The sequence below is a fragment of the Micromonospora sp. WMMA1923 genome (assembly GCF_049179195.1).
GTDB lineage: Bacteria > Actinomycetota > Actinomycetes > Mycobacteriales > Micromonosporaceae > Micromonospora > Micromonospora yangpuensis.
The window spans coordinates 3359372-3380704 of sequence record NZ_JBMHLZ010000001.1 but is presented as its reverse complement, the minus strand read 5'-3'; the positions used below and the strand labels follow the sequence as shown (position 1 = coordinate 3380704).

The following is a 21333-nucleotide window of genomic DNA, read 5'->3' as shown; positions in this document are numbered from 1 at the left end:
CGTCTTCAACACCACGGAGAACCTGCCCATCGGGTGCGAACTCCGCGGCGTTCAACGTCGGGGTGGCGCTGGGCGCGCTGCTCGGCGGGCTGCTGCTGGCACCCTTCGACGCCCGGGCCGGCTTCCTCCTCGGCGCGGCCCTGACCGCCCTGGCGCTGCTCCTGCTCCTGGCGGAACCACTGCTCCCGACGACCGGCCGGTGTCGAGCCGCGCCACCAGCCGGAGTCACGCCGGTACCGGCACGGACGGCCAGGGAGATCCCGTGACGCCCGGCCGGGGCAGTGGACCGCCGTTTCCGCAGCGGGTACGGGCTATGACCCGCAGGGCTGGTCCGGACGGGAGCCGAGGGAGGCGAGGATGAGTTCCCGCGCGGCGTGGAGCGTGGGTGGGTAGGTGGTCGAGTCTCGGCCGATGCGTTCCGCGCCCGCGCGCATGATGCCGGAGAGCAGTTCCACCGTCAGGTGCACGTCGCCGACGTCGTGGAACTCGCCGCGTGCGATGCCGTCGCGTACCACGGTTTCGACTTCGACGACTATCGCGTGGAACGGGCTGTCCGGTCCCTTCGGTGCGTCGTCGGACGGACCGACGCCGGGGCGGAACATCAGCTGTAGGACCTGGTCCTGGAAGGCGGTCAGGACCGTTTCGATGATCTCCCGCAGCCGCTGGGCGGCCGGGTCGGTGGTCCGTGCGGCGATGGTGGCCACCCGCTCGACGGTGGGTTGGCCCACCCGCTGGGTCAGGGCCAGGGTCAGCGCTGTCCGGTCGGGGGCGTAGTTGTAGAGCGTGTTGCGGGCGAGTCCGGCCCGGGTCGCGAGGTGGCCCATGGTGATCGAGTCGTAGTCGCGTTCGAGCAGGAGTTGCCGCATCGCCTCGGCGAGGTCGGCCCAGACCAGCTCGTGGTGTTGGCCGATGCTGGCTCCCCGGATGCGCGGCATCCGGTCATCCTCCCCTACGGCAGCGGGTCATCCGGTGGCTGCCTTCGGGTAGTGGCGGCGCACGGTGGTGGCGATGACGCGGTCGAGCATCCGGTCGGAGAGCAGCCGGGTCAGGCCGATGACCAGGGCGGCATCGCGGCCGATGGTGTACCGGGTACGCGGTCTGTGGGCCGTCACGGCCTTCGCGATAACCCGGGCGGCGGCGTCGGCGGTCACGCCCGAGGAGGTACCCGTGTCCATCATCGTGTTGATCGCCTGGACCAGGCTGCCGTACCGGGCGTGGTGTTCCGGCGTCATCTCGGCGGCCAGCTGGTTGGCCGTGGCGATCCCCCGGGCGGCCATCTTCGTGCGGACGCCGCCGGGCTCGATCACGACCACCGGTACGCCCAGCGGCGCGACCTCCCGCCGCAGCGCGTCGCTCACCGCCTCCAGGGCGAACTTCGCACCGGCGTACGCCCCGTACGTCGGCATGGCGGCCTTGCCACCGATCGAGCTGATGTTGATCACGCGGCCCCTGCCGTGCAGCAGCTGGGGTAGGAGTGCCTGGGTGACGGCGACGTGGCCGAACAGGTTGACCTCGAACACCCACCGCCACTGCGCCATCGGCAGTGCCTCGACCGGCGCGTTCACCTGGATCCCCGCGTTGTTGACCAGGGCATGCAACGTACGCGGGTCATTGCCGATCCGGGCGGCGAGCGCCGCCACCTGCTCGGAGTTGGTGATGTCGAGGATGACCGGCTCGACGCCGGCCGCGCGGATGGCGTCGGCGTCGCGATCGCGTCGCACACCGGCCAGTACGTGAAAACCTCGGCGGGCCAGGTCACGGGCGGTGGCGGCACCCAGGCCGGTGGAAGCACCGGTGACCACGATCAGCTTCTGCATGCCCGCACCCTGCCTTATGCGACAACCTGTCGTCAAGGTTGCGACACTGTGTCGCGAACCTGCCTCGCGGTGGCTGTGATCTGACGAGGCGGGGGAACCCACCCGTGCTACCGGCGATGGCCGTCCACGTCGCCAACGACGTCCTGTTCGTCGGCGGTGAACGGGCGGGGGTAGACCCGCTCGCAGCGTCCGGGCGGGTAGGCCTTCGGCCACGAACGCACCCCGATTGGGCGCCGGAACCGGTGCCGGTGCGCCGTGGGCGCACGACGGATCCGACACCGTCCGGAAGGCCTGAAGGCGATGTGCGCGGCCACACCGGGACGTGTACAGTAATGCCCCGTGCGGCTTTCCGGGGCCGGCGACAGGCGGTGAAATCACCTGTCGCCGACAGGGTAGGCTGCGCGAGTAGGTCCGGGTGGCGGAATGGCAGACGCGCTAGCTTGAGGTGCTAGTGCCCGTATAGGGCGTGGGGGTTCAAGTCCCCCCTCGGACACAAACTAGTACATGATCCACTTGGGGTTGCCTGAGCGGACACGATCCGGGTGGTTGGCCGGTAGGTCAGGGTTAGCCCTAGTTCGCGGTAGATCCGTGCCTTGTCTTTGGGGTCTGCGTCGCGGAGCACGTTGGTGATGTTTCCCAGGCTCTTGACGATGTGGCGGATCTCGTCGGGGTTCATGGTGCGGCGTCCGGTGAGGCGGCGTAGGTCGGCTTCGGCGGTTACCTGTTCGGCTTGGACGTCGGCGATCCATCGGGTGACGACTGCGGGGTCTGCGCCGGTGTCGAGGGCGGCGCGGTAGCGGTCGAGTCGGGTGGTGCAGGTGGCGAGGGTTTCCCGGGCTGCGGCGATGGCCTGGTGGTCGGTGTCGTCGTGTTGGGCGTCGGTCATGGCCTGGACGGTGTCGGTGAGTCGGTCGGGTGAGAGGACCTTGGCGAGCCACGGGTCGAGTTGTTCGAGGATGTGGTCTTCGCGGACGTAGACGCTGCGGGGGTGGGCGACGCGGTTGGCGTCGGCGTACTCGGCGGCGTAGGTGCAGCGGTAGTTGTTGCGGTCGTTGTTGAAGCTGCCGATCATGCGGCGTTTGCAGATGCCGCAGTGCAGGAGGCCGGACAGGACGTAGTTGCGGCTGCTGGCCCGGGGTTTCCTGATTCCGTCGGGGCGTCTGCCGGCGGCGGTGATCAGGGTCTGGGCGCGGTTGAAGGTGTCGTCGTTGACGAGGGGTTCGTGGGCCAGGGCTGCGGAGTGGATCCATTCGTCGCTGGGGTTCCAGCGTTGTTTGGTTTCGTGTCCGAGGGCGACGTCGTCGACGTCGATGAGGATCTCGGTCTTGCGTTGCTTGTTCCAGACCTGCCTGCCGGTGTAGCGGGGGTTGGTGAGGATGACCCGGACGGCGCTTTTGCTCCACGCGGTGGTGGTGCGGTGTGGGTTGCGGCGCGGGTCGTAGGCCGAGGGGGAGAGGATGCCGTCGCGGGTGAGTCCTTCGGCGATGGCGAAGAAGCCGTGTCCGGCGAGGTACTCGGTGTAGATGCGTCGGACGACGTCTGCGGTGAGTGGGTCGGGTTCGAGGCGGTGCAGCCGTCGGCCGTCGGCTGCTTTTGCGGGGTTGGGGTGTGGGCCGGCGTCGGCGAGGCGGTAGCCGTAGGGCTTCCGCCCAGGAACCGGCCTTCGGTTGCGGCTTGGGCGGCCATGGCGCTACGGACGCGGACCTTGATGCGGTTGCGTTCGCCTTTGCTCATGCCGCCGTAGAGGGCCATGACGAGGTCGTGGGCGTCGCTGCCCGGGTCGACGGCTCCACCGACCTCCGGCACCCACAGCCCGACGGCATAGTGCTCGAACAGGGGAAACGTCAACCCGAACTGGTTGCCGTAGAAGGCGCGCTGTGGCTCGCCGATCACCACCGCCTCGAAGCCTCGCCGGGGATCTCGCAGCGCCGCGAGGAGCCGGGTTGCCTGAGGGCGCCGTTTCCAGGGTAGTGAGCGGGACAGGCCGACGTCGAAGAACTCCTCGACCACGTGTCCGCCGGCCGGTTCGATCAGGGCTCGTGACCGGGACAGTTGCCAGGCCCGTGACGCTTCCGGGTCCTGCTGGTCCTCTGTCGAGACCCGCCCGTAGAAGGCGAAACGCATCCGGGCCGGCGGTTCGCCGGAGCGATGGGTGTTCCAGTTCATGGTGGTCGTTCCTCACTGTCGGGGTGCGGCAGCCGCCGATATGCGGAGAGGACTATCCGCAGAAGGACACGGGCGGCAGCCGGATTCATTGTGGGTGGATCAGATGGGGTGATCACGGTGGGTGGTGCATATTTTCCGATTCTCTTCTGTCGGTTGCCGACGTGATTGTATTCGTTGTCCGGGTCATCGGGGAAATCTGTTTGGTACTGATTCATGGGCGCTCCGGGATGCGGGATAATCCGCAATCGTGAAGTCGAGTGGGAGGGTCATGAGTGCCTCCTTTCGTGGAGTGGCCGCAGCCAGTTCGAGAAACCATGGGATGCTTACCGTTCGGTCACTACTGCGGACGAGTATGGAATCGTCATTGACGTCGGCGCCATCGGCGATGCCTTGGCCGCCGCAGGATGGTCATCTACGCGTCGCCGTCGCGGCGAGCGTGGAGGGAGTTGCGGATGTCCGTGCAGACGTCGTTTGACGGCTTCGTCGAGGATCTGGCGGCTCAGCTCGCCGGGTACGGCTTCGAGCAGGGTGAGGGAGGGCTCGTCTTCCGCCGGTTCTCCCCTGATGGTGACGCGTTGATCGTCGAGGTGCAGATCTCGGAGCACTCCAGCAGGCACGAGAAGGTCTTCTACCTCAATGTGGCCTTGGTGCTGGCACCCAAGTGGGAGTGGGACCGGCAGCGTACGAGGCGATCCGCTTCGGTGCTGCCGCAGCACTTCAATGGCCTGTGGGGCTCGGGTTCAACCGTCTCTCGCCGGCTGGTGACCAGTGGCGGATTGCAGACGACGACACCGCGTACGAGGTGTCTACACTAATGGGGCAGCGTCTGGACGAGACGATGCCTCGGATCCTTCCTCTGCTGAACCGTGTGGTCGTTCTCGACCAGACCGCGGAGGTCCTGGGGTCCGGTGACTTACTGCTGCGGGCGTGGCTGCTGGCGGAACAGGATCCGGCCGAGGAACTGCGGCACCTGCTGTTCGTCGAAAGACCACCGAGCACCCATCACTCGATTCCCACCAGAACGGTTTGGGAATACGCCAACAGCCGCAGTCAGCCAGCCGAACGGCAATGAGGTCTGCAGAGAAACCGAAGGCACCGGAAGAGCGGATGGTCAGGTCATCAAAGTGCCGCAGGTCACGATGGTGGCGTCGATGTCCAGGACCAGGCCGTCGACCTGCTGGCCGGCCAGCATCGTGGCGTCGAGCTGCGACAACAGCCACCACGCGGCGTGCGCCCCTCATGCCCGCCCTGACCACCCGGACGGCGCCCCGAACGACCCCGCAACGAACTCGGCGCAGGCTTGGCCAGACCCTGCGCCGAGGGCGGCATGTTCGAGTTCCGCGGAGTCTGACCCAACCGGCGGCGCAACTCGGCGTTCTCCGCTTCCAAGGCCTCGATCCGGACATCACGCTCCGCGACAGCCCTCTCCAACGCAACGAGCCGCTCCAACAACTCCACGATGGACGGCGTCTCGGGCATCCGGACATCCTGCCGACCACCCCACCAAGATCAAATCTACGCCCGACCAACGACCTGATTCGTTACCCAGGGACGAGAGGGGGATATCACAAGTGTTGTCAAAACCGGCGCACCAGGTCGTCCTTAACCTCGCCGGAACCAACGACGCCGGCCAAGTGTCAATGGCCAGCGTCGTAAACCATCCTGCCCCGCCGAGGGCACCGGCTGCGCGTCACCGGGCAGAGGCTGAGCCACCTCCTTCGTTGCAGGACCGAACAGCAGTCTTCGAATCTCCTCGGCGTCCTCCTCACGCCAGGCATCGAAGAGATCTAGCGTCGTGATCACCGGTTCGGCCTGAGCGGCCAGAAACTCCGGGCGGCCGTATGGCTGCCTACTTCGTTCCCCCGGGGCGACCCGGAGCTGGTGACCTAGGATCAGCGCGCCGCCCGCCACTGGAGTGGCACCTGGTAGCTTTTCCCACTCCCGAAGGTGACGAACGAGATCCTGGTAGGCGCGCTCCGGAGCGCTGCCACTGAAACCCTTCACCTCGACCAGTCGTGCGCGACCGGAGTAGGTGCAGAGCAGATCAGCGTTCGTGGTGCCGCCGAGCTCTTCGTCGAGGTCGACGACATCGACTCCGGCCGACTCCAGTACCGCGCGGACGGAATCGACGAGCTGCTTGCTGGTGCCGTAAAGTAGGCCCTCGCGGATTGTCCTCGCCCCAGTTTGGGCTTCCTCGAGATCGAGCTCCAGTGCGCTCCGGCGAGTGACGTAGTCCGCCTCAAGCGCGGCCAGCGCGGTTCGCGCATCACGTTCACGGCGGGTCATAAGGGTCTGGTCGGTCGCGAGCTGGCGTCTCGCCCGACGCATCGCGCCTGGGACGAACTCCGGCAGCGCCTGCTCCCGCAACCACTGCAGGAGAAGTGGCCACGGCGTCTCAACGGGCACGACGTAACGCCGCTCGACACCATCCGGCGAGATCCATGCTGCCACGGCTGGCTCACCGAGCTCAGTCTCCAAGATCGGCACCAGGGTGCCTTCGGCGGGATGCGGGACTCGCCCGTTGTATGACTCAAGCGTCGCTCCGCTAAGCGACAGACTGCGCCACCGGGGTGCCGGGTTGCAGTTCAGCATCCGTAGTGCGAGCTGGCCGTCGGCGTCACCGAGATCCTCGGCAGCCCGCACCCGCGCACCCTTGCCGATCGGCCGACTGCTGACGCTCGTATAGCTCTGGCCGATAGAGACGGAGTCATCGTGTTGGAAGAGAACACTGCGTGGCTTGTCTTCGAGGTCACCGATCGGGCTGATCACCAGGGCTGTCTCGCCCCGGCCCTCAGCACCCTGCCGGAAGCGGTTGAACTCGTCGGCGCCATGCCCGGAGTAGACGCTCGGCTGCAGAGCTACTGCACAGTCGGCGGTGTCGAACCCCACCCATCGGGGCTCAAAGCCAAGGGCAGCCCACGCGAAAGTCGCACTGGCAATCGTTGGGCGACGCTGCTCCTGCAGCCACCGTGCTGCTTCCTCACCGAACTGGCGCTGCCTGGCCTCGATGTCGTCCCAGTGGTCAGGCGGCTCAACCCCGACGTGGACCGGGATCGGAAGCTGTGTCATGCCGTAGCTCCGGCATACGGACCAGCGAAGTGAACGGTGAGCTGCTGCATCTTGCGCAGGTACACCGGGGTGATCGTCAGATGGACCCGAGCCGTGTCCTCGTCGATCTGCCGCCCGGTCGGATGACCCACCTCGTTGCGAGTCAAGCGAATCAGGTCAGCGATGGCGTCGAGCGTGAGAGCGTCAGCAAGCCCGTCCGGCAGATCCTGTCGAACCGGCTCGATGCGCTTTCGGAACTCCGTCCACAGCGCGAAGTAGTTACTGCGTGGCTTGGCAAGCTCTTTGGCCATAGCCGGTGCGCCGGCCACGAAGGAGGTGGCGTAGGACTGGGCCATGACCAGGAAAGCGCGCTCGGCGGCGACGCCGAGCATGACCGAAGTGGCGAGGTAGCACCGCCCGTTGAAGGACCGCAGTGCCTCAGTGAGGTACAGCTCGATGAGGTCGTCGAGGTCTGGGATCTCGTGGCGGACACGATCCAGGTAGCCATCCGGATCACGAGGCTCCCAGTTGCCGCCCCCGGCGACTCGCTGCCCATCAGCCGAGAGGCGCCACTGCCAGTTGTCAGTGCCTGAGCCCTGGCCGGCGGTGTCTAGGTAGACCAGACCGTCGCCGACGAGACCCCACAGTACTTCCCACACTTCTGCCTCGGAGCAGCCAGTCTCCTGATGGATGGCGCCCACGAGGTACGGACGACCGAATCGTGATGCACCTCCGCTGCCGAGACGCTGAAGAACAGCACGCCGAACATTCACAGTCATAGAGCAATCCGATCATCAAAGGCGGACAGATTTGGCGCGTCGGCCTGTTGGTCACTTCTTGAAGCGTTGGAGGAAGTCTGTGGCCAGATCCTGCCAGCCTTCGGCCGGGACGTCACCGTCGATCCAACCCGCCGCTTGGTCGACGTCGACCTCGCCGTCCGACCAGACGTTTCGCGGGTAGATGGCAATCTCGCGTCCGCTGGTGTCCCAGTAGAAGTTAAAGGTGTGCTTACCCTCATCGGCACGAGTCATCACCCGGGCGCCACCGCTACCATGGCAGATGTCGGTGTCGACCTGGGAGAAGCGGAGCCGGTACTCCCACGACCGCCATGCGCCCTCGAAGGACAGGTCGATGGCGACCTTGTCCCACGGCAGCGTGAAGCGGTCGCACATGATGAGGCCGAGGGCCATGCCCTCGGAGACTGCGTTGCGCTGACGCGACGGAGTGATCGCCATAGCTGGAATGCTAAAGGACGTCACATAGCTCAGTATCAGGTCCATAGTGGACCGGTTTGGGGTGCAGGTGATTTGAGCGGCGACCCGCACAGCCGGGCCTCAACACCCTGGCCCCAGCGCCCTGGATGATCGTGGTCACGGCACTAGGCATAATGCCAGGAGCCCTGTAGACGCAGCTGATGGGTAGTTTCTCGCCGAGGGTTCTGTCCCTGTTATGGTGCTGCGTCACGACGGTCCAGGGCCGATCGTGACTGATGGCCGGCTGACGGGTGATCATCCGTGCGGCGTCTCACGGGGTGCTCCGTGGGTGCTCAGGCGCGATGGACGGGGTTGGCGCACGATGGACTGGGCCGGACGCCGTCCCACTGAAGCTGGGGCCTGACCACGAACAGATGGACTCACGCGATCCGGTTGGACTGGGTGTCTCGACCAAGATCAGCCTCGAAATCGGCGTGAGGGTATGGGCTCACCCTTGGTGCTGGTTTCGGTGACGCGGCGGGCGGCCTTCGCGGTACGGCAAATTGAGCACTTCACAGGAGCATTTTCGTGTGCCGGCCGGCCGGTCTGGTCGGCCTTGCTCTGCTGGCCGACGACGTCATTCGCCGGCTGATCGCCTCGACGCGAACCACTGGGGTTCGACGGCCCCGGTGTGATGCTGGAGGCGGGCCGTCTGCTGTTGGTGATCGTGTTGCATACCTTCGGCAGGTCATCGTTCGCCGCCTTACCGGCTGCGATGCGGCCACCCAGTTCGACCAGGGAGATCGAGGCGACGACCACGAGGCCGTCAACGGACAGGGGCAGCAGGTACTGGGCCCCGTTGGTCTCCCCGTAGTGGGCGGAGACCGCCGCCATGTGCCAGTACGACACCCAAGCAGCGATGCCGGCGATGAGGGTGGTGGCCGCCCACCGGGCGATGGCGAGGTGCCGGCGGTGCACCGGAACCCGGGAGATCAGCTCGATGGTCAGTAGCAGCGCCAGGGGCGACCAGGCGGAGATGATCTGTGAGATCAGTTCGTCGCGGGCGTGGAGTACGTTGCCGGCGATGGAGGCGGCGACGCCGAGGACGAGTACGGCTCGGACCGCCCACCGGATCCGTAGCAGTGACGTGAGTTCACCGGCAGTGGCCGGCCCGTTGCCGGGCGGGGTGGGTTCGGCCGCCGGAGCGGCCGGGGCCGGCTCGGCGGCGGGTGGCGTACCCGGGTGTCCGTTCATCCGGATCTGCGGCGACGCCTGTGGCCGTTTGCGTCGCCGGAACCACTTCCGGTGGCGCTTCTGTTTCGCGTCGGGCTGGGCCGTACCCGGGTCTGCCGGGGTGGTCTCGTTGTTGCCCGGGGTGGGCTCGGTGAGACCGCCCGGCGGGGCCATCGGGATAGACGGCGTCTCGGACCGGTCCGGTTCGACGTCCGATTCGGTGGTGTCGTCGAGGGCGATGCCAAGCGGGTTCGCCTCAGTCGTACCTGGGTTCGCGTCGGTGGTACCTGGGTTCGTCTCGGGTCCGCCGGGGTCGTCCGGGTGGATGCCGGGCCTCGACAGTTGACCGGCCTGCTTGGCCTCGTCCAGCTTCCCGTCGATATGCTTCCGCATCTGCTCGTGGCGGTCGGTGGCCGGGTTCGGGCCGATGGGCTCGGCGTAGTCCCACGAGCCGCCGGCACCGGCGACGACGGCGTGTACCTCCTCGGTCTGGTCGCCTCCGATGCCGGCCGGATCGGCGGTCTGTTCGGCGGTCGTGGTTGCCCGCTCGTCCTGGTCGCCGCCGGTCGCCTCGCCCACCTGCTCCCGGGCCAGCCGGTCACGCAGCTCGTTGGCCTTCGCGGCCCCGATCCTGAGGGTGCCCATCAGCTTGTTCCGGCTGGGTATCGTGCCCAGCTCGGCGGCCAGCTTCCGGGCGGTGGGCAGCAGCTCCTCGACGGACCTCGGGTAGATGCTGGCGGGGGCGGTCATAGGCTGGCCTCTCGGTTCGTAGGGACATGGCGGCAGTCGCCGTCACCGATGGGGTAGCCGTTCAGGCAGGGCGGGTGGGCGTGGAGACAGCAGTGCTCATCGATGTGGTCGTGAATGTGGCGTAGCGGTCCGCGGCTGCAGCAGGCCGGCTGCAGCGACTGCCGGAGCATGTCCCGGTGGGCGGCGAAGACCTCACCGCCGATGGCGTCGCCGGGGGTGACGCCGGTCGGTTTGGACGGGCGGTTGTAGGTGTGGTTAATCAAGGCAGTTCCTTCGGTGGGGCGGGAAACTCCGGCAACCGGCGGTGGCCGGCCTCGGTGAGGGTGTCGGGGGCCTACTCCGTGACGAGCAAGCCGTGCACGGCGCGGATCGGGGCGGTCGAGGGGCTGGTCGCCTCGATGGGGAGAGGATTCATCTCGGGGTGGGCAGGGTCAGCCACGCCGCCACCGCTCGACCCTGCTGGGGCGCAGGGGCAGGTCAGGTTGCCGTAGCCGAGTGAGGCGTAGCCGCCCAGGGTGTGCTCGGGCCGGCCTGGTGCGGTCGCGGCGTCAGGTCGCGCAGTGGGAGCCGGTGGAGGAGATCCTGAAGAGCCACGGTCTTCTTCGCACGCGAGATGCAGCGGTGAATCGGCCCAATATGTGCTGGTTCATCACTGCGGGAAGGCACCGTCTGCTTTGGCGCCTTCTCCGGCATCGCCCCCGCGCTCTTTACCGGTGGCTCCGGGCAGGCCGGCAGTGTGCCGTGGACCGGGAGCGTCACGACGATCACCGAGTTGAGTTCGACCGGGATGCCGGGGCAGGACGCCGCAGGTGTGTGGAGTTCGACGGGTCACCGCCGGGTTGCGCGAGCGCGGGCACCGGTGGGGCCGCAAGGGGGTGGTCCGGTTGATGGGTCTGGCCGGCGTCGAAGGCGTCCACGGTCGGTGCCGCAGCAAGGTGGTGGTCGGCAGGCGTCTCAGTTGCTGGGGCGGTCGAGGAGGCGGTGTAGTGCTGCTCCGGTGCCGGGGAAGGCCAGTCGCAGCGTGGTGGTGGTGATGCGGATGGTCCACCAGGTGAGGGTGACGAGGTAGGCGACGATGAGTGCGCTGGTGGTGGCGTGGGTGAAGACGAGCGCGTAGCCGATGGCGAGACCGGGCGCGGCGATGAGCCGGAGCATGCTGCTGCCGGTGAGGGTGAGGATGGTGGCTGCTCCGAGCAGGGCTGCGCCGAGGCTGCCGATGAGGCCGGGCATGCCGGTGAGGTCGACCGGGATGGTGAGGGTGAGGGCGGCGCGCATGAGGAAGATGCCGGTGACGGCGAGGATGGCGGGGGTGAGGGCGGGTCGGGTGAGGGTGAGCCAGGTGGGTAGGGCTTCGGCGGGGATGCGGGGTGCGGTGACGGCGATGAGTGCAGTGCAGGTGGCCAGGGGTAGGGCTGCGCCGAGGGTCCACTTGAGGTACGGGGTGTAGTCGAACTCGAAGGCGGTGCCGGTGGCGAGGCCGTAGAGGGTGGCGGTGATGATGCCGCCGACGGCGGCGGCGAGGTAGCCCTGGCGGATGAGGCTGCCGGTGGTGGGTTCGGGGGCGGCGGTGTCGCGGGTGCCGGCGAGCCAGGTGGTGGGGGTGAGGTAGGCGACGGCGAGCGCGGCCAGCATGGCGAATGCGCCGGCCGTGCCGATCTGGGGCAGGGATGTGCGCACGCCGATGATCCAGGTGTCGACGGTGGTGATCTCGGCGGTCAGCACGGCCTGCAGCAGGAGTGCCAGGGAGCATGCGCCGAGCAGGAGGACACCGGCGAGGTCGCTGATGCGCAGCCGGACGCGGGGCAGCCGGGTGGCGGCGGCGCGTTGTTCGGTCTGGCTGGCGGTGGTGAGGGTGAGGGCTCCGTCGGCGAGGGCGTGCGGGTGGTCGATGACGCCGGGGGTGGTGCCGGTGGCCTGTGCGATTCGTTCGGTCAGTGCCGGCAGGCCGTGGGTGGGTCGCACGACGACGCCGGCCAGGTGGGTGCGGTCGACGTCGGCGGCGTCGAGGATGTCGTCGATGGTGCGGGTGACCTGGTCGAGGTAGGGCTGGGCGGCGATGGTGACGTCGTCGCGGGTGATGATGGCTGGCTGTCGGGGGGCGGGTAGCAGAATGGGTACCCGGTCTTGTCCGGCGAGGAGTTGACGGGCGGCGCGGACCGACTCGACGAGGTCAAGCCGTCCGTCCGAGGCTGGGTGTCCCGTGTTTCGGAGTGGATCGTCGATGCCGGTGGCGGCGCCGATGACCCGTTGCATGATGAGGTGGTCGACGTCGTCGGCGGTGGTGATCTGCCGGGTGGCGAGTTCACGGTAGTCGTCGCCGTGGCGTTGCAGGACGGTGAGGGTGGGCGGCTGCCGGTCGGCCTGGCAGACCAGGACACAGCCGTGATCGGGCACCGTGAGACCGATCGTCGTGGCGTAGCCGGTGAGCGCGGCGGGCGCGGTGACCAGGGTGGGCGACGGCAGTCCCGCCCTCGCGGCGGCGTCCGCCAGCTGTCCCCGGCGTCGTGGCCCCCACTGTGGAGCCACGGTCAGGGTCAGTTCGGTGACCGGCTGCCCGACCTGGTGGGCGGCGTACAGGACGGCGTGACGCAGCACGGCCGCGAGTAGATCCACCGGACCCGGTCGCGCGGTGTCGTCAGCGGAAGCAGCAGCGCCGAGCAGGTGGCCCGGATCCTCGACGTACCGGTGGTCGGCAGGCAGGGATCGTGCGGCTGCGGCATCGATGCCCACGTAGAGCTGCCCTGCCGGGCCGACGGCGACGCCGGTGGGCATGGTGACGCGGCCGTCGATGAGGATCGGGACCCGCGCGCCCTGCCGGTGCACGGTCACGGCGATGGCCGAGGAAGTGAGGTCAATCGACGCCCTGGCGCCCCCGGTCGGCATGACGGGCAGTCTTGCCGGTGGGGGCGCGGTGCCGTCAACCACGATCCACTCCGGTGATCTTCTGTACGCGGATAGTGAGAATTCCTCTCGGTGTGATAGCCATGATCGCCGATCTCGTGTACCCCGGGAAGATTGACGATCAACGGTGGGGAGACACGGGTGCCGCAGATGTCCCCAGACAGAGGCGATCCACGGTCGGAGTACGGGGTGCGGGCCACGGTCCACCAACCTCGGGAGACGCCCGCCCGCCGGGTGACCCTGTCGCGTCGACTGGCCCACGCCGCTCGCGCGGTGGTCAGTGCTGCCGTACTGCTGGTGGCGGTTCCCGGTCTGCTGTGGCTGGTCGGAGGTAACCCCGTTCACCGGCTACCGACGTGGTCGCAGGTTCCGGCCTGGTTCGACGACATCAGCGGACGGTTCACCCCCACCGTGCTGATCGGCGTGGCGCTGTGGGTGATGTGGCTGCTGTGGGCTGTGCTCGCGCTGCTCCTGCTCGCCGAGATCGTCGCGGTGCTCACCCGCTGGCGCATTCCGGTACCCCGACTGCCGGCGCCGCTGCACCGGCTCGTGTTCGGCCTGGCCGGCTCGGCCGCCATCGCGATCACCTCCACGGGCCCCCTCGACCGGAGTGCAGCCCCGGAGACGCCGACTGCGTTCGCCGTGGCGACGGTCCGCACCGACATCCCCCGGCAACCAGCCCCTCGGGATCTCGCCGTCATCCAGGTCGGTGACCAGCGGTACGTCTACACCGTCGAACGCCACGACACCATGTCGAAGGTCGCCAAGGAATGGCTCGGCGACAGCGGCCGATGGTCGGAGATCTGCCGCCTGAACAAGCACCGCCACTTCCCGGATGTCGGCGGGACCCTGCGCGACTGCGACCTCATCTACCCCGGCTGGGAACTCCGACTCCCCGTCGACGCCCGCCCCCCACGCACAGCCCGACCGGCCGCACCACCTACGCCACCCTCGACACCCGCACCACCTCCGCCGCCCAGTACCGCGCCGTCGGATCCCGCACCCGAACCCTCACACCCGTCGACGCCCGCCCCGGAGGAATCTGCACCGTCGGCGCAGGCCCCGCCCGCCACCCCGCGCCGGCCCGCGCCGGAGGCCACCGACACCCACCGGCCGTCGGTGACCACAGACGAACACGGGGTGCAGCTGTCCACCGCCACCTGGCTCACCTGGACACTCGCCGCCGCCATCAGCGCCACCGTCACCCTGGTCTGGCTCCACCGCCGCCGCCGCTACACCGGCTCTCCCGACGCCGACCCACCCACCGACCTACCCGCCGCGGTGACCCAACTGCGCCGCGCCGTGGCCGCTCGCCCCGCCGAGCCCACCGAGAACGGGCCCGCACCTGCCGGCCCGACCGACGACCCACCGGAACTCGCGACACTGCCCGCCGGCGGACTCGGCGTTGTCGGCGACGGCGCCCACGCCGCCGCCCGGGCCGTGCTTGTCGCAGTCCTGGCCGCCGGGGACCGCCACCACCCCCACGCCCGAGGCGAGATCGTCATCGACGCCTCCACCCTCGACACCCTCCTCGGCGCCGACGCGACCAGCCTCGCACCATGGCCCCGCCTGCACATCGTCGACACCGTCGACGCCGCACTCACCACGATCGAAGCCCGGCTCCTGCACCACAGCCGCATCCTCGACGAACACACCCTGACCGACCTGGACAGCCCACCTGCGCACGCCCCCGCCGCGCAACCACCGGTCGTCCTCATCACCCCCGCCCCACCCGCCGGAGCCGGCACCCGCACCCGCACCGCGCTCGGCCTCGGCAGAGACCTGCACATCACCGCGCTGCTGCTCGGCGAATGGGAACACGGTCCCACCATCGAGGTCACCCCGACCGGTCATCACCACCACACCGCCGGCCCGCCCGCCGAGACGCTGCCCTCCCGGCTGTCCGTCCTCGAACCGGACACCGCCGTGCAGATCCTCACCACCCTGCGCGAAGCCCAGACCGGCCAACCCTCCGCCCCACCGACCGTCACGGTCACCACCGTGCCCCTGCACGACAGCCGTACCGCCGACACCCCCACCGACACCGGTCCGGTCACACCAACCACCGTCACCGCGCCGAGGGCAGCAGAACCTGCCCAGGCACGGCTGCGCGTCCTCGGCCCACCGCACATCGAGAACATCGCCGCGTCGGGGCGCCCGCTACGGGCCAAAGCGCTGGAACTGGCGGTGTACCTCGCCGTCCACCCCGACGGGGCCACCACCCGCGAGGTCGGCGAATACCTCGAACCCGACGCCCGCCTCAGCCAGGCCGACCAACGGGTACACACCAACGCCTCGAACCTGCGGCACGTCCTCGGCCGAGCCGGCACCGCGGAGTCGAAGAACGCCTACCTCATCAAGTCCTCCGGACGGTACCGCCTCGACCCTGCCACCGTGGACGTCGACGTCTGGCGGCTCCGCGACCTGATGCGCACCGCCACCATCGCCACCGGGGCGCGCCGCCGCGACCTGCTCACCGCCGCCTGCGACCTCTACACCGCACCCCTGGCCGACGGCCAGGACTACGAATGGCTCCAACCGCACCGCGAGACCGTCCGCAGGTGGGGTACCGAAGCCCACCTCCTGCTCGCCGACGACCTGCTCCCCGCCGACCCGCAGGCCGCCTCCGACCTGCTCGACAAGGCCATCGTGCTGGACCGTTACAACGAGGCCCTCTACACCCGGGCGATGCACGCCCGCCACGCCCTCGGCGACACCGACGGCATCCGCACGCTGCTCCGCGCCCTCACCAGAGCCTTGGCCGACCTCGACGCCGAACCTCAGGCGGACACGATCGCCTTGGCCGACCAACTTCGAATCAGCCTGCAGGAGGAGTGAAGGGATCGCGATCACGGTGCCGGGATCGGGTGCTTCCGAACGGGCGATCAATGCGCGAGGTCCACCTCCGCGACTTCACGTAGTCCATCGATGTCCCGAACGATGATCTCGCGGTAGCCGGTTGCCACGATCCCAGCCTTGCGCAGGCTGCTCACCGCCTTTTGGACGGTGATCTCGGCCGCGCCGCAGAGGGTCGCCATCTCCGCCTGACTCAGCCCGACACCGATGACCACACCGGAGGTGCTTCGCCGGCCATAAGCCACAGCGATTTCCAAGAGCACCCTGGCCAGTCGGACCTTGACCGAGCAGGATGCGAAGTCGACACGCCGGGTGTCGGCCCAGCGCAGCCGATCAGCGACGATGCCAGCCACCTCCATGGCCGCCTCCGGGTTGGCATGAAGGAAGGCACGAAATGCGTCCCGGTGCACGATCTGGATGGTGGATCGTCGGCAGGCGGTCACCGTGGCTGTTCTCGGCGTGGCGTTGATTGCGGAGGTCTCACCGACGATGTCGCCGGACATCCGTATCGCCAACAAGGCCTGCCGGCCGTCGGACATCGCGGCGGTAACCTTGGCGAGGGCATCTTCGAGCACCACGACGTAGGTTTCGAGGTCACCCTCGCGTAGTACGACTTGGGCCTCGCGGACGGAGCGGCGGACCCCGGCAGCGAACAGCTGCTTGCGGGCGGTGTGGCTGAGGCGCCCGAGGAACGTACCGGCGAGCCAGGTCTTCTCCTGCACTTTGCCTCCCAGGCTCCCTGTGCGAGACCATGATTCACGTTCCGCGTCGAAATCGCCACCCTGAGATACTGCCTTGTTGTGGGTCAGGAGGCCGCGATGTGGACGAGAGCCACGAGGCCGGCGGTCGAGAGGGCTGTGACCACGAGCCACGACATGCTTCTGCGTACCCGCTGGTGTTTCTCGGCGGCGATACGAGCGATGGTCACGGCGTAGTCCCATGCCTCGTCTCGTTGCAGGTCGAGCGTGGCGTGTGCCGGCGAACCTGCTGCTACCAGGCTGGGGAAGGCGAAGCGGTTGGTGCCAGCGGGTGTATCGAGCCGAGGCAGCACCGCTAGGAGCAGGTGCCAGGCGGCGACTGCGAGGCTGCCCACTGCGGCGATCAGCAGGCCAGCGGTGACGGTGAGGGCGATCGTGGTGGTCGGCAGTGCCGGCAGTACTCGGTCCATGGCAACCGTACCCACGGTGCCCACGACGCCCAGTAGGGCGACGGCTTTGGTGTCGGCGTGTCGGATGGATCTCTGCACCGATGCGGCTACCAGTAGGCCGATTTGTAGGTCGCGCCAGCAGTCGAAGCCGTCATGACGGTCCGTGCTCCGAGTAGGTCTCATACCTTGAGTGAACTGCACGGCAGCGCAGGGCAACCGATCGAATTACGGGGTGTCGGCGAGTCGACAGATTGTGGATATCCCATATTTGTATGGAGTTCTCAGGGTGTGTAGCCGGTAGATATATCTCCTGATCGAGCGTCGTCTTACGGGAGGAGTCACGGGTGGTTGAGGTTGCAGATCCGGACCGGCGGATCGTCATCACAGTGGACATGGAGAGCTACAGCAAGCGGGACAACGTCCTGCAGTACCGTGCCCAACTGGGCTTTCAGGAGATCATGAAGAGCGCCTGTGCCGAGCTTGGCCTGGACCGAGACAGTTGGAAGATCCAACACGGCGGGGACGGAGAACTTGCAATCCTCCCCCCGCATACAAGTGAACGGGTAGTGGTCGCACGGTTGACCCCCACGCTGGATCGCCTGCTACGCGAGTACAACCGGGGTCTGAGCGATGAGGCACGGATCCGTCTTCGGCTCGCTGTTCACGAAGGCCCGGTACACCTGAGCGGCGTCGGTGGGTTTCCCAGCGACGCGGTGGTGTTCGTCTGCCGACTGGTTGATTCGCCGCAGCTGCGACAAGTGCTCCGTCGGCATCCCGGCGCGCAGATCGCCCTCATGGTCTCCGACAGGATCTACCAGGACATCGTGCAGAACTACCGGGACCCCCGTCCTGACCAGTTCCTGCGAGTGATCGCGAGATTGCCGGAGAAGGGGTTCGAGGCAGTCGCCTGGATCTACGTCCCTGGTGAGAATGCGGCTGCTGCCCTGTCCTCGGCGGATGGCAGTGGAATCGGTGACCAGGGGCCCAGGGGCAGGGCGGGTGAGTCGGCCGAGGCGAGGCACTCTACGTCGCACTCGTATCCGCCCGCCGGTGGACAGGTGTTTCGCGACATCACCTCGCACGGCACGAACGTGTTCGGCAACGGCAACTCGATCTCAGCTCCGGCAGCTCTGCCCAGTGATTCCTGGCGGCCTCATTCATGAGTGAGCCCGATCCCGAAAAGCCTGACGAAGCCTCTGCCTCCTCGGAGGAAGATAAGGAGCAGAAGGCGCTTGCCCGGCCCGATGGTGGCAAAGAGGATCCACAAGAGCCGTCACAGGACGCACCCGAGCACCTCAGGGAGCGTGAGGATGATATTGCCCCTGACTCGCTTCGGCTGGATCCCCAGATTGGCGAGGACCTGTTCGGTGCAGGGTTTTCGGCCTACTACTCGGGCGTCCATGCCAGCGGCGTCAACGCCTTCGGCAACAACAATGTCCTCCGCGTCATAAACGTGGAGGGGCAACCACCGAAGCAACCGATCATCAGAGATCTCGTTGGCGTGCCGGAGCTCACGGAAGTGTATGCGGACACGACGACCGAGAAGACTCTGGTGGACCTGCTCAGCCTCCGATCGACGGCCTGCTTGACCGGTCGATCGCATACCGGCCGGTTCAGCACCGCTTGCATCGCTCTGGCTCGGCGGCACGCACCGGACCGCATCCACGAGATTCTCCTGCCCACGGATGTCGACCCAGACGTACTGCACCGTGCCGTCGACAGCATTCAGCCGGATCACGGGTATCTCTTACGGCTGCTTGACCACGACCACGTGCAGACGATGCGCCGCGTGGGGGAGGTGTTCCGCCGCCGGGAGGCCAGCTTTCTGCTCATTCGTGATGCTGGTCGGCCGGCTGATCTGACGCATAGCGCAGAGGTGTACCTCACAGCGGCAGTCCCTTCGGCTGTCTTCGGCAGACGCCTACGCCACCTGCTTCACAAGGCGGGGCACCACAACTCGGAAGCGGTGGCCGACTACCTGGCCCGGTCCCAAACCATCCTCGCCTCCGTGCTGAACAGCAGCTACGGGCCCCGCGAGGTGGTGGAGATGGCAAAACTGGTGGCCGAGCGGTTCCCGGCGCAAGAAGACGAACTGAACGAGGTCCTCGAACTTTCGCAACCCCGGCGTCGGAGCCGGGCGGCCGAGATACTGCGGTCGGACTGCCTGAAGGACCAACGGCCACCGCGTCGGACCGACCAGCATCAACGTGCTTTCCGAATCGCGTACGCCGTGTGCGTAGGAGAACCGCTGCATGACGTCTTCGAAGCCGCAGGGCTTCTGCTGACCGAAATCGACGACCAGGCCGAACGTACCGGCTGGGGCAGGATGGCCCTGCAGTATCCAGTTGCCGATTTGCTCGGCCCACTCGCCGTGGACTGGCACGATGGCCGCGAGAAGGCGCGCCCGCGCGATGGGGCATCGCGGACCGCCTGGCTGCGGGACGGTGCTCTGAGGGGCGCCATCATCGACGAGGCATGGCACGAGTTCGACAGCACCAGGCCGGCACTGCTCAGCTGGCTGAACACCCTCGCTTCCGCCGATGAGCCGGTCCGGCGAGCCGCCGCAGCGACCGCCGGCGTACTGCTCCACCATGACTTCCACCGCGTCTGCGCCGATCTCGTTGACGGCTGGGCCTCCGCGCCTCGGGCGCGGGTTCGGCAGGCCGCAGCATGGGCGGTGGTGACGGCGGACATGGGAGGTCGGGTGGGGCACTTGGTCCGCTGGAAGCTGCGCGACTGGACCCAGGGTGAGCGCAACTACCAACGGGACACCGCCGCGCGGGTGTACGCAAGTGGACTGCGGCAACCTGATCTGAGCTGGAGTCTCACGGACCTGCGTCGGATCGCGCATGATCAGATGCAACAGTACGACTCCACGGTCGCTGAGGGCGTACATCAGCTGTACCAGCCCCAGCGGGCGCATCAGATCATCGCCGAACTTGCCCAGTGGTCGGCGGATGTCCCACTGCAGCGACATGCGGCTGATGCCTTCCTCCGGCTAGCTGCCAAGCCGGTTGCCGATCTGCCGAGCGACCTACCGGAGTTGATGGCAGGCCTGAACCGAGGCGCCATCGAGGTCGGAGATCTTGTCCGCCTCTGGCGGGTGTCGCTGGTTGCCACTGGCATGTCAAAGACCGCCTGGCACCTGTTCGGTCAGTGGCTTCACCAGGCCGAACAGGAGGAGAGCTGCAGCAAGTCAGTGGGTGCGATGGTCAACGAGATGGCGGAGGATCTGACCTTGCGTCGTCGACTCCAATTCCACCTTGGCCGGATGAGGGAATCGCCGGAAGGGCTGCCGGAGTGGCTCGAACCAACGATCAAGGATTGGTAGAATGTTCCTGAGAACCGCAACATCAGGCCAGAGTGGACGCTGGCGTCATGTCACGAGGTGGCTGCGCCGCACGTGGCAACGCATGCTCCTGATACTGCGGGGGCCCGAGCCCGTTCATTCGCCGCCGCCACCTCCGCCGGGCCGGCTCAAAGAGCGCCACTCCGTGGCGACACCGATTGTGGTTTCTGCCCGAGGTCATGTCTTCACCTTCAATATTCGGGCTGCTCTTGTGTGGTCCTCCGATGGCATCAGCCGAGAGGTGTTGAATGGCTCTGCTCAGGCGTGCACGCCGTACGCGGTGCGGGCGTTGACACGGCTTGCCGCAGCTCGGGCACGTAACTACCCGGCCCACCGAGCGAGAGAGCTGGAGGTGGAGCTGCAGCGTCGGTTGGCCGAGGATGGCCCTTGGCGATTCGAACGCGGAAGTGCGCGCCTGACGTGTCACCCGTACGTCTGGGTTGAGTTGGATGAGGGCGTGAAACAGGCTGTCCGTCCCTACTGGGAGCAGCTCATCAAACTCGACTGCGAGCACGATGTGGACACCATGAAGGCGCAGTATGCGGATCGGCTCAGCCAGCACTGGTTGACGGTCCTGGAGAAGCTGGTCGACAGCCCGATGGCCGGTGGTGCGGCACGCCTGACCGATGAAGCTCTGGCGGCTGTCGTTCAGGATCTTCTCGCCGAACGCCACGCTGCCGATCAACGATTGGACGACTTGCTGGTCGATCGTCTCGACAGTGACGACGCCTACGAACGGGCCACCTCGTTCGATATTCTCGCCGAGCGGCGGAGGGCCAATCACAAGGCGGCGGGAGCGGGACGCAATGGGGCCGTGTGATGACGGCCGAAGTTGACAGGCAGGCCTTCGATGGCACCAATCGACGCCGGGGG

At 67.5% G+C, this 21333-nt stretch carries 16 protein-coding genes, 1 tRNA gene and 3 pseudogenes; 8 read left to right on the top strand and 12 right to left on the bottom strand.

What is annotated here, in order from left to right; translation table 11 throughout:
- Positions 1 to 26: 26 nt before the first annotated feature.
- A pseudogene (locus tag ACN28G_RS15200) lies at positions 27 to 266 on the top strand (hypothetical protein); the annotation flags it as partial.
- 45 nt (positions 267 to 311) lie between these two features.
- Here ACN28G_RS15200 and ACN28G_RS15195 read toward each other — a convergent pair.
- Complete coding sequence (locus ACN28G_RS15195) at positions 312 to 935, bottom strand: TetR/AcrR family transcriptional regulator (RefSeq protein WP_421479480.1); 624 nt, start codon at positions 933 to 935, stop codon at positions 312 to 314.
- A 27-nt stretch (positions 936 to 962) separates the two neighbouring features.
- Positions 963 to 1817, bottom strand: coding sequence for an SDR family oxidoreductase (locus ACN28G_RS15190; RefSeq protein WP_091440186.1), 855 nt, complete (start codon positions 1815 to 1817; stop codon positions 963 to 965).
- Positions 1818 to 2226: 409 nt separating this feature from the next.
- Between ACN28G_RS15190 and ACN28G_RS15185 the strand changes: the two genes are divergently transcribed.
- Positions 2227 to 2310, top strand: a tRNA-Leu gene (locus tag ACN28G_RS15185).
- On the opposite strand, the gene ACN28G_RS15180 is transcribed toward ACN28G_RS15185, so the two are convergent.
- The gene (locus tag ACN28G_RS15180) at positions 2266 to 3303 is read right to left on the bottom strand and encodes a recombinase family protein (RefSeq protein WP_421480917.1); all 1038 of its coding nucleotides are present in this window, start codon (positions 3301 to 3303) and stop codon (positions 2266 to 2268) included. The genes ACN28G_RS15185 and ACN28G_RS15180 overlap by 45 nt on opposite strands.
- A gap of 236 nt (positions 3304 to 3539) precedes the next feature.
- A pseudogene (locus tag ACN28G_RS15175) lies at positions 3540 to 3941 on the bottom strand (recombinase family protein); the annotation flags it as partial.
- Between the two features lie 494 nt (positions 3942 to 4435).
- Here ACN28G_RS15175 and ACN28G_RS15170 point away from each other — a divergent pair.
- Both ACN28G_RS15170 and ACN28G_RS15165 read left to right on the top strand, forming a co-directional pair.
- Positions 4436 to 4798 carry a hypothetical protein gene (locus ACN28G_RS15170; RefSeq protein ID WP_421479479.1) on the top strand — a complete coding sequence of 121 codons (363 nt, stop codon included), beginning with the start codon at positions 4436 to 4438 and terminating at the stop codon, positions 4796 to 4798.
- On the top strand, positions 4798 to 5055 hold the full coding sequence (locus ACN28G_RS15165; RefSeq protein WP_421479478.1) for a hypothetical protein: 258 nt from the start codon (positions 4798 to 4800) through the stop codon (positions 5053 to 5055). Before ACN28G_RS15170 ends, ACN28G_RS15165 begins: the two co-directional genes overlap by 1 nt.
- Positions 5056 to 5225: 170 nt before the next feature.
- Here ACN28G_RS15165 and ACN28G_RS15160 read toward each other — a convergent pair.
- The 6 genes and pseudogenes from ACN28G_RS15160 to ACN28G_RS15135 all read right to left on the bottom strand — a co-directional run.
- Positions 5226 to 5462, bottom strand: a pseudogene (locus ACN28G_RS15160) (DUF6444 domain-containing protein); the annotation flags it as partial.
- Between the two features lie 123 nt (positions 5463 to 5585).
- Entirely contained in the window at positions 5586 to 7052 is a 1467-nt protein-coding gene (locus ACN28G_RS15155; protein ID WP_421479477.1) for a hypothetical protein, read from the bottom strand.
- Positions 7049 to 7810, bottom strand: a complete 762-nt coding sequence (locus ACN28G_RS15150) for a hypothetical protein (protein WP_421479476.1) — start codon at positions 7808 to 7810, stop codon at positions 7049 to 7051. Before ACN28G_RS15150 ends, ACN28G_RS15155 begins: the two co-directional genes overlap by 4 nt.
- A 51-nt stretch (positions 7811 to 7861) precedes the next feature.
- On the bottom strand, positions 7862 to 8266 hold the full coding sequence (locus ACN28G_RS15145; RefSeq protein WP_421479475.1) for a hypothetical protein: 405 nt from the start codon (positions 8264 to 8266) through the stop codon (positions 7862 to 7864).
- A gap of 435 nt (positions 8267 to 8701) precedes the next feature.
- Positions 8702 to 10207 carry a DUF2637 domain-containing protein gene (locus tag ACN28G_RS15140; RefSeq protein WP_421479474.1) on the bottom strand — a complete coding sequence of 502 codons (1506 nt, stop codon included), beginning with the start codon at positions 10205 to 10207 and terminating at the stop codon, positions 8702 to 8704.
- 954 nt (positions 10208 to 11161) lie between these two features.
- Complete coding sequence (locus tag ACN28G_RS15135) at positions 11162 to 13090, bottom strand: hypothetical protein (protein WP_421479473.1); 1929 nt, start codon at positions 13088 to 13090, stop codon at positions 11162 to 11164.
- A gap of 168 nt (positions 13091 to 13258) precedes the next feature.
- Here ACN28G_RS15135 and ACN28G_RS15130 point away from each other — a divergent pair, with 168 nt between their 5' ends.
- Complete coding sequence (locus tag ACN28G_RS15130; RefSeq protein WP_421479472.1) at positions 13259 to 15946, top strand: transcriptional regulator; 2688 nt, start codon at positions 13259 to 13261, stop codon at positions 15944 to 15946.
- Positions 15947 to 15993: 47 nt separating this feature from the next.
- Here the strand turns inward: ACN28G_RS15130 and ACN28G_RS15125 are convergent, their stop codons facing one another.
- Both ACN28G_RS15125 and ACN28G_RS15120 read right to left on the bottom strand, forming a co-directional pair.
- Entirely contained in the window at positions 15994 to 16686 is a 693-nt protein-coding gene (locus ACN28G_RS15125) for a Crp/Fnr family transcriptional regulator (RefSeq protein WP_421479471.1), read from the bottom strand.
- 83 nt (positions 16687 to 16769) lie between these two features.
- Positions 16770 to 17156, bottom strand: a complete 387-nt coding sequence (locus ACN28G_RS15120; RefSeq protein ID WP_421479470.1) for a hypothetical protein — start codon at positions 17154 to 17156, stop codon at positions 16770 to 16772.
- Positions 17157 to 17503: 347 nt separating this feature from the next.
- Here ACN28G_RS15120 and ACN28G_RS15115 point away from each other — a divergent pair, with 347 nt between their 5' ends.
- From ACN28G_RS15115 to ACN28G_RS15105, 3 genes are all read left to right on the top strand, one after another.
- The gene (locus ACN28G_RS15115; RefSeq protein WP_421480916.1) at positions 17504 to 18274 is read left to right on the top strand and encodes a hypothetical protein; all 771 of its coding nucleotides are present in this window, start codon (positions 17504 to 17506) and stop codon (positions 18272 to 18274) included.
- A complete protein-coding gene (locus tag ACN28G_RS15110) occupies positions 18271 to 20442 on the top strand; it encodes a hypothetical protein (protein WP_421479469.1) in 2172 nt (723 codons plus the stop codon). The genes ACN28G_RS15115 and ACN28G_RS15110 overlap by 4 nt, the downstream gene beginning before the upstream one ends.
- A gap of 163 nt (positions 20443 to 20605) precedes the next feature.
- A complete protein-coding gene (locus ACN28G_RS15105; RefSeq protein ID WP_421479468.1) occupies positions 20606 to 21280 on the top strand; it encodes a hypothetical protein in 675 nt (224 codons plus the stop codon).
- The last annotated feature ends 53 nt before the right edge of the window (positions 21281 to 21333 follow it).

Coding starts and splice junctions, on each gene's coding strand:
- ACN28G_RS15150 (WP_421479476.1), bottom strand. CDS start 7,810: ATGACTGTGAATGTTCGGCGTGCTGTTCTTCAGCGTCTCGGCAGCGGA.
- ACN28G_RS15115 (WP_421480916.1), top strand. CDS start 17,504: ATGGAGAGCTACAGCAAGCGGGACAACGTCCTGCAGTACCGTGCCCAA.
- ACN28G_RS15190 (WP_091440186.1), bottom strand. CDS start 1,817: ATGCAGAAGCTGATCGTGGTCACCGGTGCTTCCACCGGCCTGGGTGCC.
- ACN28G_RS15130 (WP_421479472.1), top strand. CDS start 13,259: ATGTCCCCAGACAGAGGCGATCCACGGTCGGAGTACGGGGTGCGGGCC.
- ACN28G_RS15155 (WP_421479477.1), bottom strand. CDS start 7,052: ATGACACAGCTTCCGATCCCGGTCCACGTCGGGGTTGAGCCGCCTGAC.
- ACN28G_RS15195 (WP_421479480.1), bottom strand. CDS start 935: ATGCCGCGCATCCGGGGAGCCAGCATCGGCCAACACCACGAGCTGGTC.
- ACN28G_RS15135 (WP_421479473.1), bottom strand. CDS start 13,090: ATGCCGACCGGGGGCGCCAGGGCGTCGATTGACCTCACTTCCTCGGCC.
- ACN28G_RS15165 (WP_421479478.1), top strand. CDS start 4,798: ATGGGGCAGCGTCTGGACGAGACGATGCCTCGGATCCTTCCTCTGCTG.
- ACN28G_RS15170 (WP_421479479.1), top strand. CDS start 4,436: ATGTCCGTGCAGACGTCGTTTGACGGCTTCGTCGAGGATCTGGCGGCT.
- ACN28G_RS15145 (WP_421479475.1), bottom strand. CDS start 8,266: ATGGCGATCACTCCGTCGCGTCAGCGCAACGCAGTCTCCGAGGGCATG.
- ACN28G_RS15110 (WP_421479469.1), top strand. CDS start 18,271: ATGAGTGAGCCCGATCCCGAAAAGCCTGACGAAGCCTCTGCCTCCTCG.
- ACN28G_RS15140 (WP_421479474.1), bottom strand. CDS start 10,207: ATGACCGCCCCCGCCAGCATCTACCCGAGGTCCGTCGAGGAGCTGCTG.